Source organism: Sphaerisporangium sp. NPDC049003, from assembly GCF_043197795.1.
Lineage (GTDB): Bacteria > Actinomycetota > Actinomycetes > Streptosporangiales > Streptosporangiaceae > Sphaerisporangium.
The window spans coordinates 1-11632 of the sequence record NZ_JBICTU010000065.1 but is presented as its reverse complement, the minus strand read 5'-3'; the positions used below and the strand labels follow the sequence as shown (position 1 = coordinate 11632).

The window sequence follows — 11632 nt, the reverse complement described above, 5'->3', positions numbered from 1 at the left end:
GGACGAACTGAGGGAGATCATTATGATCGACTACACGACCAGGTGGTCCCTTCCTCGTGGCAACTGGGTGGTCCCATCAGGCTGGCAAGCGACACTGCCATCACCGCGGCGATCTCTGTCGCACTGGTCGCCGGTGGAGGGCCGTCGAACCGGGATGGCTGGGAGGCGGCATCCTGGATAGCGGGGATAATCGCGACATTCGCCATAGCCGCGGGTCTATTGGCATGGGCGGCGCGTTTCCGTCCCTCTCCCCGGACCACCGAATCCACTCCGGCTCAGGTGGACGACGCACAAGAGGCACTGGCGCGCTGGGTATTGGCCCAGTGGAGGAGAGAGGCGGAGATCCGGCAGCTGGACGAGCCCGGATCCGTGGCGGTGCGCTGGCGCCTGACAAGGCCGGGCGTGACGAACAGCGCCCCCGGCGTGAAGGAAGCGCGCCCCAGGCTCCTGGGCAGCAGCGATCACATCCCGGAATTGGCGAACGCGCTTCGCCGGCACGCTCGGCGAGGCCGCCTGGTCATATTGGGCGAGGCGGGAATGGGCAAGACTAGTCTCGCGATACTGCTGCTGCGTGAAATGCTCACCGACCCCGAACAAGGCGCGGCGGTACCGGTGTTGTTCTCCCTCTCGGGTTGGGATTCAAGCCGAGAGTACTTCCGTCCATGGCTGGTCCGGCGGCTGGAGGAGGACTATCCCAACCTGCTCGCCGGCGACTACGGCCCCAACGCCGCACAGGCACTGGTGGATCAACGCAAGATCCTGCCCGTGCTGGACGGACTCGACGAGTTGTCCTCCGCTCTGCGCCTGCTCGTCATCGAGCATCTCAACGACGTCGTGGCACATCCGCTGATCCTCACCTGCCGCAGCGCCGAGTACAAGCAGATTCTGACCGGCGAGGGGGGAGGAGAACTCGCCGCCGCGGCCGTCATAGAAGCCGAGGCGCTGACTCCGAAGGACTCCGCCGACTATATCCGGGCATGCCTTCTGTCCCATGGCCGGTCGCCGGGGGAAGAACCGTGGAAGGATTTTCTCAGGCACCTGGTCGCCGATCCAGGAAGTCCTGTCACCACCGCGCTGTCCACGCCGCTGACACTGTGGCTGCTACGTCACGTGTACATAAGAACCCGGACCGATCCGAGCCCTCTGCTCGAAACCGGCGGCTTTCCGACCGCCGACAGCATCATCACCCGATTGTTCGACGGCATCATCGACGCCGTCGTCACTCCCGGCCACGCCGGCACGGCTTCGACCGCCTTCACCGGCAATGGTGGCGACCCGCGATCGTTCCGTGCCTCACGCCAGTGGTACGTGGACCACGCGCAACGATGTCTCGGGCACTTCGCTTACACGCTGAGGGCCAATGACACCTCTGATCTGGCCTGGTGGGAGTTGCACGCCAGCCCGGTCCTGAAGGAGCACACGCCGAGGACCGCGTTCGGGCTCGTGGCCGGGTTGACGTTCGCACTCGCCGTCGCGTCCGTGGTCACGCCGGCGGGCGGGCTGTCCGGTGAGTCGTCCGCGGTCGGGATCGTGGTCGGCCTCATCGGCGGGCTCACGGCGGGGGTCGCGCTCACGGTGGGGATCGCGGGCGGGCTCTCAGGACGGCTCGCGTTCGGGCTCGCGGGAACGCTCGGGTTCGGGTACGGGGCCGGCCTGGCGTTCGGGGTTTCGTTCGGAAGACACGGCGGGCTCATGACCGGCCTCTTCGGCGGGACCGTGGGCGGGCTCATCGGTGGAATTTCGGGCGGCGTCGTCTTCGGGCTGGCAGGGGGACGTGGCAGCGTCGTCGACGTCGCTCCGGTCTACGCGGACCTCCGCCTCACCCGCGGCCGTTTCCGGCTGCTGCTCGTCCAGATCAGGAAGCAGGCGCGCTGGATGCTCCTGGTCGGACTCACGGGCGGGCTCATCGCCGGCCCCTCCGTCAGCTTCGTGAGCGGGCCTGCGGGCGGGCTCCTCACCGGCCTCGTGATCGAGACGCGCTGCTCTTCGGGCGAGCTCAGCTTGTTGGCGGCCACGATGACGGCCATTCCCCTGATGGGGGTGACCAGCCGTCCGCCCGGCCTCAACGCCTGTATCCAACTCGGCGGTATCCGCGGCACGGAGACCATCGACAGGATTCGATCGTAGGAACCGGGCAGCACACCGGTCGCGTCACGGGTCAGAACCGTCGGATGCAATCCGAGCAGGCCGAGGCGTTCGGCCGCGACCTCGGTCAGATAGGGGTCGACATCGATACTCGTGATCCGGTCACAGCCGAATCGGTGGGACAGCAGTGCCGCGCTGTATCCGGAGCCGGTGGCGACGTCCAGAATATCGGCTCCCTCGTAGAGACAGCTGTGCCGGAGCATGCGCACCACGAGGCTCGGCGGGGTCGATGACGAGGTGGGGAGTCCGGTGGGCCGGTCGCCCGGCTGCGCCCGGTCCGCGTGCAACCCCGAGACCGAGGTGATCATCGACCTGTCGCGGTAGATCGTTCGAAGCCACCTGTCCTCATCCCCTGGGCCCTCACGAAGAGCCCAGCCCTCCGGCCCGCCTTCGAACCAGCGGGGGACGAGCACATGCCTGGGAACCATGGCGATCGATTCGCGCCACCGTGATCCCGGGTCTGTCACATGCTCGGCCAGTGTCCGGGCGTGAGATCTCCAGTTCGTCATCGGATACCGCCCGAAGGGCTGAATCCATGGCGTGGATTCGGATGCGGAGGATCATCGCATTTCGCATACCGGCCGATCAAAGCCGACGCTTTCGAGCATCGGCCTGCCAAGGTCCGTGATTCGGAAAGTGGGGGTGGTAGTGCCATGAGACCGTCCTTCGCCTGATGGCCGCGGTCTTCGCTCTCGGATGCCTCACATCGGCCTCGGGATGAGCCGTCCGGTGGTAAGCGATCCGGAAGTGAGCCTTTGAATCGTGGGAATACCGAGGAAGCTAACAGGACGGAAGCGGTGGATCCCCATAATTCGACGGGATCTCAAAACGATTCCCTCTGAGGTAGGGAAGGTCGGTGCCGCCGTATCCCGCAGGGGACGGAACCGGACCCGCGCACCGGCCGGGCCGGAGCCGCCAGGCCACCCTGGCCTTCCCCGTGACCCGACGACCGGACATCTGCCACGGATCAGAGGTTCTGGTGTACGTTGGCCTCAGATTCCGTCATGAAGACGGAAGTACACAATGCTTTCTGAGGTAGTGGCGATGATCGACCGTGCTCATCTGGCCGGCCTGCTCGACCGCGAGCGCCGCGCGTTCCGTGACCGCAACCCCCGCTCCGCGTCCGCGTACGAGCAGGCACGAGCTCACCTGTTCGGCGGCGTGCCGATGACGTGGATGAACAAGACCGCCGCCGGATTCCCCCTCTACCTGGCGGAGGCCCGGGGCGCCCGGGTCACCGACGTGGACGGCCACGAGTACGTCGACCTCTGCCTCGGCGACACCGGCGCCATGGCGGGGCACTCACCGCAGGCCACCGTGGACGCGGTCGCCGAGCGCTTCGCCGCGCGGGGCGGCGCGACCGTGATGATGCCCACCGAGGATGCGTCCTGGGTCGGGGCCGAGCTGGCCCGGCGCTTCGGCGTGCCGTACTGGAGCTTCTCGCTGACCGCCACCGACGCCAACCGCTGGGCCATCCGCCTGGCGCGGGCGCTGACCGGGCGGCCCAAGATCCTGGTCAACAGCTACTGCTACCACGGCAGCGTCGACGAGGTCCTCCTGGTGGTCGGCCCGGACGGCGAGCAGGTCTCCCGCGAGGGCAACGTCGGCGCCCCCGTCGACCCGACCATCACCTCCCGGGTCGTGGAGTTCAACGACCTGCCGTCCCTGGAGCGCGAGCTGGAGTACGGCGACGTCGCCGCCGTCCTGATGGAGCCTGCCCTCACCAACATCGGCATCGTCCTGCCCGAACCCGGCTACCTCGACGGGGTGCGGGAGCTGACCCGGCGGTACGGCGCGCTGCTCGTCAACGACGAGACGCACACGTTCTCGGCCGGTCCGGGCGGGTGCACGCGGGCGTGGGGGCTCGAACCCGACATCGTGACGATCGGCAAGGCCATCGGCGGCGGCATCCCGAGCGGCGGGTACGGGCTGTCCGCCGAGGTGGCGACCCGCCTCGAAGCGATGAGCGGCCTCGACCTGGTCGACATGGGCGGGGTCGGCGGCACCCTCGCCGGCAACGCGCTGTCGGTCGCGGCCATGCGCGCCACGCTCGAACACGTCCTGACCGACGACGCGTTCACCGGCATGACGGAGCTGGCCACCCGCTTCACCAAGGGCGTCCAGGCGGTCATCGACGAGCACGCGCTGCCCTGGTCGGTCACCCAGCTCGGGGCGAGGGCGGAGTACCGCTTCAGCAACCCGGCGCCGCGCGACGGCGGGGAGTCCAACGCGGCCGGCGACCCCGACCTGGACGACTACCTGCACGTCTACCTGGCCAACCGGGGCGTGCTGCTCACCCCGTTCCACAACATGGCGCTGATGTGCCCGGCCACCACCGAGGCCGACGTCGACCGCCACCACGAGGTGTTCGCGGCGGCCGTCGCCGAGCTGGCCGGATGAGCCGGGCGGCCGACGGACAGGGAAGGCACGTCACGCCCGCCGGCCCCGGGCGCGATCGATGGGACGTGGGCCGGTGAGCCTCGACGAGATCGATCGCGTCCTGCTGCACGAGCTGCAACGGGACGGCCGCATCTCCTACGCCGCGCTGGCCGAGGTCACCGGGCTCTCGGCCCCCGCCGTACGCCAGCGGGTGCAGCGGCTGCGGGACGAGAACGTCGTCCAGGTCGTGGGGGTCACCGACCCGATGGCGCTCGGGTTGCCCGTCATGGCGCTGATCGGTGTGCGCGTCGACAGCGACGTGCACACCGTCGCCGACCGCATCAGCGAGCTGACCGGCGTGATCTACGTCGTGCTCACCTCCGGCTCGTTCGACCTGTTCGTGGAGGTCGTGTGCAAGGAGCCCGCCGAGCTCCTCGCCATCCTCAACGACCACATCAAGCGCGTCCCCGGCGTCACCCGGGCCGAGTCGTTCACCTACTTCGGCATCCACACCCACCGCTTCGCCTGGCCCGGCACCTGAGGGCCGGCGCGACGGCGGGGGTGTGCGGGGGCCGCTTCTGAAGGGCGTACGCGAACCGGCCGGGTGAGCAGGTGAAACTTTCAGCTCGCGGCACCCGCTGACCAGCGCTTCCGCCGCCGGCGGGCCGCGCGGCCCTGGACCGGCCTTCCCGCGGGGCAGCACCATCGCCCCGAAGGAGGCGCCACGCCATGCCCCGAACCCGGAACCGGATCACCCTGCTCACCACGGCCCTGCTGGTCACGGCCGGTACGGCCACCGGCACCGCCCGAGCCGCCGCGCTGAGCCTTTCCGTCGACCTCACAGCACCGACGCATCCGATCAGCCTGACGTGCCCCTGATCGGCTGGGCGCCCAAGGAACGGGCCAGGGCGTGCGGGTTCAGCGTGGCGAAGTACGGTCCGCAGCAGTCGACCGACCCCTGGGCCCCGGACTGCGGCAACGGCGTCAGGCCCGACGGCAGCAAGATCACCGGGAACGACCCGCACGACACCAGCGTGGAGATCGGCCCCGAGTACGTCACCGGCTGGCTGGACCACCTCCGCGCCCGGTACGGCGACGCCGCCCACGGCGGCGTGCGCTTCTACAACCTCGACAACGAGCCGGACATCTGGTTCGCACGCTGTGGGACCGCACGTACACCGACGAGAGCTGGATCAACCAGCCGGTGTACCTCATCCCCCGGATGAAGGACATGATCGCCCGGAACTACCCGGGGACCAAGGTCGCCCTCACCGAGTACAGCTTCGGCGCGATCGAACTGAGCCGGCCGCCCGCCACCGACAACGTCGCCGTCACCGGGTACGAGGTCGGGCAGCGGAGCGCGGCGGGAACCACCGAGTTCACGACGACCGCGACCACGCTCACCGTCACCGGACTGTCACCCGGCCGGAGCTACACCTTCTGGGTACGTGCCCGGGACGGCGCGGGCAACTTCAGCCCGAAGTCCCGCACGGTCTCGGTCACCACATCCCATCGCTAGCCGGCGTCACCGCCTGATCAGCAGCGCGATCTGGTACGAGCCGATGCCGATGCCGAACAGGACCAGGTAAGGGGTGTCGATGAGGTCCGCCACGGTGCCGAGGGTCACCGCGGCGGACGCGATGGTGAGGTTGCCGTAACGGCTCAGCGTGTCGTGGTAACGGGCGGGATGCAGGCGCTCCTTCCAGTGGTCGATGAGGACGTCGGAGGCCTGGTGGCCGATCACCGTGACGTCCGACGCGGCGATCCCGTGGCGGTCGAGCAGCCTCCCGATCAGCTCCGGCGGCCCGTCCATCCCGGACGTGCGGAAGGCGTCCACGCCCGAGGCGGGCTCGATCCGGTAGGTGGTCCTGGCCGTGCCATCGGCCTCCGGGCGGCTCGCCATCGTCATCGCGCCGTACTCGGCGCTGTGCGTGTCGGAGATCCAGTCGACCAGCACCATGTTCGGCGACGGGCCGAGGACGGCCGCGCCGGCGCCGTCGCCGATCGTCCCCGCGTGCGGGTTCCGCGCGTCGACGTGGCGGCTCCAGTTCGAGCCCACGGCCACGAGCGCGCGGGTGAGACGCCCGGCGCGCATGGCCTCCCAGGCGAGGGCGAGCGCCAGGACGAAGGTGCCGAACTCGCAGTTGAGCGGCACCACGAGCGCGTGGCGCCCGAGCCCGAGGTCGCGGTGGACGCGGAACAACCCGTTGGGACTCACGAACTCCGGAACCGTGACGTACCCGTACAGCCCGTCGACCTGGCCGGGCGACACGCCCGCGCTCGACAGGGCCCGGCGGCACGCCGACACGGTCAGGTCCTCGATGTCCTCCCCCGGCCCGAGGATCCGGCGTGTGCGGGCGCCGGTGAAGAGCTCGCTCTCGGCCGTGGGCACGGACACGGTGGACCCCGCCTCCACGGCGGCCTCCGGCAGGGCCGATCCCAGCCCGGCGAGGCCGATCCCGGCGTGCGTTTCCCCGGTCATCGCGCGTCCCCCGCGATCATGGTGAACCTCTCGCCGTACGGAGGGCTCACCCGGTGATCGGTCTTGACGACGATGACCTGCGGGCGTGACCGCGTGGCCGTCGCGGTCCTGGCCTCGCGCATCGCCTCGCGGAACCCCTCGACGTCCTCGACCGGGAAGGCGTCGGCGCCGAGCGCGCGGGAGAACCGCACGAGGTCGACGGGCCCGAGGCCGTAGTAGTCGTCGTCCAGCGGGATCACGCCCTTGCTCTGCACGTACTCGCCGTGGTTGACCATGCCGAGGTAGCCGTCGTCGAGCACGACGAAGACGGCGCCGGCCTGGTTCTTCGCCGCGGTCCTCACCTCGTTGCCGTTCATCAGGAACGAGCCGTCGCCGAGGAGGGCCACGGCCGTACGGCCCGGGGCGCCGATCCGGCCGCCGACGGCCGCGCCGCACGACCAGCCCATCGAGGACAGTCCGCACGGGTAGAAGATGCGCGTGGGCGGGTCCACCAACAGGTGGTGCGTGGCCCACGCGGTGCAGTTGCCGATGTCGATGTAGAGGTCGTCCTCGCCGGTGATCAGGTCGTTGAGGGCGAGCATCACGTCCGCGGGCGACACGCCGTGCCCGCCGGCGGCGGGCACCGGTTCGGGCGCCGGGCGAGGGGAAAGCACCAGGGGGGCCGGCCTCGCCGCGTCCAGGCGGGGCAGCTCACGGTGGAGGGCCCGAAGGAACGACCCGGCGTCGGCGAGGATGTGGTCGCCGCCCTTCAGGAACTGGCCGAAGACCGCGGGGTCGAGGTCGACGTGGAAGTACGTCGAGGCGGCGGTGAAGGCCCGGTCCCAGCTTCGGGTCGCCCACTCCCCGAGCCTGCTGCCGATGACCAGCAGGGTGTCGACGCCCTCGGCCGCGTAGCTCATCGCCCGCTCGACGCCCGCCATCCCGAGCACGCCGAGCGAGAGGTCATCGCTCTCGGGGAAGAGGCCCTTGCCGCGAAGGCTGGTCGCGACGGGCACCCCGAGCGTGTGGACGAGCTCATGGAACGCCTCCTGGCCGGACCGCAGCGCCTCCCTCGCACCGCTCCCGAGGAAGATCAGGGGCCGGCGCGCATCCGCGAGCGCCTGGACCGCGTGCCTGGCCACCGCCGGGTCGAGTTCCATCGCGGGGCGCCGCGGGGGGACCACGGCCTTCTCGTCGCCGACCGGCTTTCGCGCGAGGTCGGCGGGGACGGCCAGGTACGCGGCGCAGGGGCGCGGTCCGGTGGCGACGTTGATGGCCTGGGACAGGATGCGCGGGAACGAGCCGGGGTCGCTCAGTCCGGTCGAGTACCCCGTCACGTGCGCGTACATCGCCGGCGTGTTGACGCCGAGATCGCTGCTGTCCTGCAAGGCTCCGAGGCCGAACTGGTCGGTCCGTACCTGGCCTCCCACCACGAGCAGCGGGACCTGGTCGAGGTGGGCGGAGGCGACCCCGGTCAGGGCGTTGAGGGTGCCGGGGCCCGCGGTCACGAGGCACACTCCCAGCTTGCCCGTGGCCCGCGCGTACCCGTCCGCCATGAAGGCCGCGCCTCCCTCGTGGGAGGCGATGACGAACCTGATCCTCGGGTGTTTCCGTAAGGCCTGGATGAACGCGGAGATATTGCCGCCCGGAATGCCGAACACGGTGTCGACCCCCATGGCGTCCAACTGTTCCAGGAGGAACTCCGCCACGGTCGATCCGCCCTCGACCCCTGCACCTGCACTGCGCACGAACGTGCCTCCTGCCGAACGGACCTGCGTGCCACGTGATGACATGGCAATTGCATGCGCAGCGAGGGGCGCGGGTCGTCATTCGCCAGAATGACAGCGGATCAGTCTGTAAGTGGATGTTGAAGCAACAATGACGGGTAAAGACCCTCGATCGCCATATGTCGTATATTTCCGGCAGATGTCTGTTGTGTTTACGACGTGCATGTACCGCTTCTACGGGGTATGTCAGCGGCACTGGTGGAACGGCCGTACCAGGCGAAAGACGGCGCTAGGCGAACAGGTCGCGAAGACCGGTCGCCAGGCGTACGTAATCGTCCTCGCGGTTGTAGACCTGGGCCGAGAGCCGAAGGAGTCCGGTGCCGGGCCACGCCCGTACGGCCGCCCGGCAGCCCGTCCTGCGCAAGATCTCCGCCGACAGCGCCTCGGCCCGCGGTTGGGTCTCCCCCATCCCATGGGGCAGCCGCAGGATCCGCATGGAGAGCTCCGGGTCCGACCGCCAGGGCCTCAGCCCGGTCACCTCCGCGACGATCTCCTGCCCGCGCGCGACGAGCGCGGCGTTGCGAGCCCGTACGTCCCCCGCGCCGAGGTCGCCGAGCAGGCGCGGCCCGTACGGCGCGGCCAGCCAGGCGGTGTAGTCGCGGGTGCCCTGGAACTCGGTGCTCCTCGGGAAGCCGTCCCCCTGGTAGAACGAGGGGATCAGCGGCTCGACCCGCTCGCGCCACGCCGGGGCCACGGCCAGCACCCCGGACGGCCTCGGAGCGAACGCCCACTTGTGCAGGTTCCCGGTCCAGAAGTCGGCGCCCAGCTCGCTCAGGTCGAGGTCCAGCATGCCCGGCGCGTGGGCCCCGTCCACGATCGTGACCACTCCGAGTGCGCGGAACCCCTCCACCAGGCGCGCCACCGGCAGCAGGCGGGCGGTAGGCGAGGTGATGTGGTCGAACACGGCCACCTTCGTCCGAGGAGTGACCGCGCCGAGGAAGGCGTCGGCGGCCTCCTCGCCCGACCACTCGCCGTCCTCCTGCCCGGGAAGCGTCACCCTGACCACCTGTGCCCCGGCACGCTCGGCGCTCCGCCGTACGGCGATCTCGACGGCACCGTAGGCGTGGTCGCCGATCAGGATCTCGTCACCGGGCGCGATCGGCACGCTGTTCAGCGCGACGGCGACGCCCTCGGTCACGTTGGCGACGAACGCCATGCCGTCGGGCTCGCACCCGAGGAAGGCCGCCACCTCGTTCCTGGCCTTGGCGACGCGGTCGAGAACCGTGGCGAAGAAGAGATCGGGGTTGATCTCCACCTCCCGGCGGAGCTCGTCCTGCCGTTCCCTCACGCGGTGGGGCACCGCCCCGAAGGATCCGTGGTTCAGGTGCGTGATCGACGGGTCAAGGCTGAAGTCGTCAATGTCCACAACCGGACACTAACCGGTCCTCCGCCGCCGGAGGCTTCCCGCCTCACACCCGCGTCGTCCGGGCCCACCGGCGGCACCGCTAGAAGGTGAAGGCCTGGGCGCGGACGCTGTTGTCGAAGTTGGACAGCAGCAGCTCGGGGTCACCGACGGTGCGGATGCCGGGCAGGCGGGTGAACAGCTCACGGTACATGATCTTGATTTCCTGGCGGGCCAGGTTGGCGCCCAGGCAGAAGTGCGGGCCGGGGCCGCCGAAGCCGACATGGGGATTGGGGCTTCGGGTGATGTCGTACCGGTCGGGGTCGTCGAAGACGTCCTCGTCGCGGTTGGCCGAACCGTAGAACAGCACCACCTTGTCGCCGGGCGCGAGCCGCACCCCCCGGATCTCGTACTCCTCGGTGACCGTGCGCCGGAACTGCATGATCGGCGAGACGTGGCGCACGGTCTCCTCGATCGCTCCGCCGATGTGGCCGTCGAAGTCGCCGGTGAGCCGCTCACGCTGGGCGGGGTTGTCGGTGAGTAGCTTGAGCCCGTGGGCCATCGTGTTGCGGGCGGTCTCGTTGCCCGCGACCAGCAGCAGGGTGAAGAACGAGCCGAGCTCGGCCGGCGTCAGCCGCTCGCCGTCGACGTTGGCGTTGACCAGCGCGGAGACCAGGTCGTCGGAGGGGTTCTTCTCCCGCTCGCGGCCCAGCCTGATCACCAGGCGTTGCAGGGCGAGCAGCGCCGCCATGTTGCGGCCCGCCATCGCCACCGTACGCGGGAGGCTCATGCGCACCCCGGTGTACGCGGTGGAGACGTCGACGTGCTGGTGGACCTTGGCCCGGATGTCGTCGGGAACGCCCACCATGTCGCAGATGACGTGGATGGGCAGCCGGGCCGCGACCTGCGCGACGAAGTCACGCGGCCCCTCCTTGACCACGTCGTCGACGATGCGCCCGGCGGCCTTCACGATGTCGTCGTCGAGCTTGCCGAGCATCTTGGGCGAGAACGCGCGGGACACGATCCGGCGGAGGCGGGCGTGGCGGGGGTCGTCGAGGTTGACCATCGAGTCGCCGAACACGTGCTTCACCCAGCCCGGCGGCTCGGGGTTGGTCACCGCGGGCTCGCTGGAGAAGACCTTGGCGTTGCGGCTGGCCTCGACCACGTCCGCGTGCCGCACCAGGGCGTGGAACCCCTTCCCCGAGCGGAGCAGCGGCACCCGGCGCTCAGCGAAGAACACCGGGTGGCCGAGCTTCCTGAGCCGCGCGAAATCGTGGTCGCGCTCCTGGGGCGGCCTGCGCCAGAACGCCAGATCCGCCAGGTCGATGCCCGTCCGCGTGGCCGTCGTCACGGTCTCATCCTGGCACGGCCCTCGCCGCCCCCGCCCGTGCTTCGGAACGCTCGCCCGAGCCCGCCGGAGCCGGGGTCAGACATCCCTGGAGCTGGGCTGTCAAGCGGCAAAATCGTTCTGTCGGTGTGACCAGGCGGTTGCTTGGTCGTAGGGGGTGTGTGTTTTGA

11 protein-coding genes and 1 pseudogene are annotated in these 11632 nt (G+C 69.8%); 7 read left to right on the top strand and 5 right to left on the bottom strand.

Features of this window, described 5'->3' with window-relative positions:
• Nucleotides 1-42: 42 nt before the first annotated feature.
• A pseudogene (locus ACGFIV_RS36030) lies at nt 43-966 on the top strand (NACHT domain-containing protein); the annotation flags it as partial.
• 836 nt (nt 967-1802) lie between these two features.
• On the opposite strand, the gene ACGFIV_RS36025 reads toward ACGFIV_RS36030, so the two are convergent.
• Nucleotides 1803-2348, bottom strand: a complete 546-nt coding sequence (locus ACGFIV_RS36025; RefSeq protein ID WP_358556547.1) for a methyltransferase domain-containing protein — start codon at nt 2346-2348, stop codon at nt 1803-1805.
• Between ACGFIV_RS36025 and ACGFIV_RS36020 the strand changes: the two genes are divergently transcribed.
• The 6 genes from ACGFIV_RS36020 to ACGFIV_RS35995 all read left to right on the top strand — a co-directional run bounded on the left by ACGFIV_RS36020 (nt 2347) and on the right by ACGFIV_RS35995 (nt 6043).
• Nucleotides 2347-2469, top strand: a complete 123-nt coding sequence (locus tag ACGFIV_RS36020) for a hypothetical protein (RefSeq protein WP_358556556.1) — start codon at nt 2347-2349, stop codon at nt 2467-2469. The two genes, ACGFIV_RS36025 and ACGFIV_RS36020, sit on opposite strands and share 2 nt — an antisense overlap.
• 699 nt (nt 2470-3168) lie before the next feature.
• Nucleotides 3169-4545: a transaminase gene (locus tag ACGFIV_RS36015; protein ID WP_358556535.1), complete on the top strand. Its 1377-nt coding sequence runs from the start codon at nt 3169-3171 to the stop codon at nt 4543-4545.
• A gap of 73 nt (nt 4546-4618) precedes the next feature.
• Nucleotides 4619-5065 (top strand): Lrp/AsnC family transcriptional regulator, encoded by a 447-nt coding sequence (locus ACGFIV_RS36010; RefSeq protein WP_358556532.1) that lies wholly within the window; start codon nt 4619-4621, stop codon nt 5063-5065.
• Between the two features lie 188 nt (nt 5066-5253).
• A complete protein-coding gene (locus ACGFIV_RS36005; RefSeq protein ID WP_358556529.1) occupies nt 5254-5403 on the top strand; it encodes a hypothetical protein in 150 nt (49 codons plus the stop codon).
• Nucleotides 5394-5750 carry a glycoside hydrolase family 44 protein gene (locus tag ACGFIV_RS36000; RefSeq protein WP_358556527.1) on the top strand — a complete coding sequence of 119 codons (357 nt, stop codon included), beginning with the start codon at nt 5394-5396 and terminating at the stop codon, nt 5748-5750. The genes ACGFIV_RS36005 and ACGFIV_RS36000 overlap by 10 nt, the downstream gene beginning before the upstream one ends.
• Nucleotides 5747-6043: a fibronectin type III domain-containing protein gene (locus ACGFIV_RS35995; RefSeq protein WP_392839534.1), complete on the top strand. Its 297-nt coding sequence runs from the start codon at nt 5747-5749 to the stop codon at nt 6041-6043. The genes ACGFIV_RS36000 and ACGFIV_RS35995 overlap by 4 nt, the downstream gene beginning before the upstream one ends.
• Nucleotides 6044-6049: 6 nt before the next feature.
• Here the strand turns inward: ACGFIV_RS35995 and ACGFIV_RS35990 are convergent, their stop codons facing one another.
• The 4 genes from ACGFIV_RS35990 to ACGFIV_RS35975 all read right to left on the bottom strand — a co-directional run bounded on the left by ACGFIV_RS35990 (nt 6050) and on the right by ACGFIV_RS35975 (nt 11465).
• Complete coding sequence (locus ACGFIV_RS35990) at nt 6050-7006, bottom strand: hypothetical protein (protein WP_358556521.1); 957 nt, start codon at nt 7004-7006, stop codon at nt 6050-6052.
• Nucleotides 7003-8733 (bottom strand): thiamine pyrophosphate-binding protein, encoded by a 1731-nt coding sequence (locus ACGFIV_RS35985; protein WP_358556518.1) that lies wholly within the window; start codon nt 8731-8733, stop codon nt 7003-7005. Before ACGFIV_RS35985 ends, ACGFIV_RS35990 begins: the two co-directional genes overlap by 4 nt.
• Nucleotides 8734-9001: 268 nt before the next feature.
• Nucleotides 9002-10138 carry an aminotransferase class V-fold PLP-dependent enzyme gene (locus tag ACGFIV_RS35980; protein ID WP_358556515.1) on the bottom strand — a complete coding sequence of 379 codons (1137 nt, stop codon included), beginning with the start codon at nt 10136-10138 and terminating at the stop codon, nt 9002-9004.
• A gap of 79 nt (nt 10139-10217) precedes the next feature.
• Complete coding sequence (locus ACGFIV_RS35975) at nt 10218-11465, bottom strand: cytochrome P450 (protein ID WP_392839531.1); 1248 nt, start codon at nt 11463-11465, stop codon at nt 10218-10220.
• Nucleotides 11466-11632 lie beyond the last annotated feature (167 nt).